Below are 512 nucleotides of genomic sequence, written 5' to 3'. Positions count from 1 at the left end.
CGGCTGCGGGGAGGGCGGGCCCAGCAGCCGCCGTAGCGGCCTCAAACCCCAGCAGCCAGCCGCTTCTCGTCGATCGTCCGGTCGAAGACCAGGGCATAGAGCAATCCGGCACCCACGGCTGTGTAGGGCCAGAGAAGATAGAAGATCACACCCATGGACATCGGCAGGCCCCAGAGCATCGCCTCGCCGCCCGCCGTGAGGATCGACCACAGCACCAGCACTCCCAGCCCCGAGCAGTAGGCCACGATCGCGAGTGTCGACACCCTCTCCCAGGACCCGTCGGACTGCAGGGAGCCGAGCAGCATCATGACCACCGCGAAGATCGGCACGGCGAGGAACACCATCTGCCACGTGTCGGTGACCATCCCGAGTAGCGCGAACGCCGCCACCGCCACGAAGGCGTGGATCAGCATCCCGGCGCGCTTGTGGTCGGGCTCGGGAGCGTCCGCGGGGTCGAGCAGGGCCGACTCGGCGGCGGGGTCGAGGCCGCCGTCGAGTCGGCCCTGCTCGAC

1 protein-coding gene is annotated in these 512 nt (G+C 69.3%); it reads right to left on the bottom strand.

Going from position 1 to position 512, the window contains the following annotated elements; translation table 11 throughout:
* Window positions 1-41: 41 nt before the first annotated feature.
* The coding region (locus tag IY392_RS17690) for a hypothetical protein (protein WP_309234211.1) at window positions 42-512 on the bottom strand (471 nt) is incomplete at its 5' end.

The organism is Dietzia sp. SYD-A1, assembly GCF_015356725.1.
Lineage (GTDB): Bacteria > Actinomycetota > Actinomycetes > Mycobacteriales > Mycobacteriaceae > Dietzia.
This window is presented reverse-complemented; position numbering and strand designations above follow the sequence as displayed.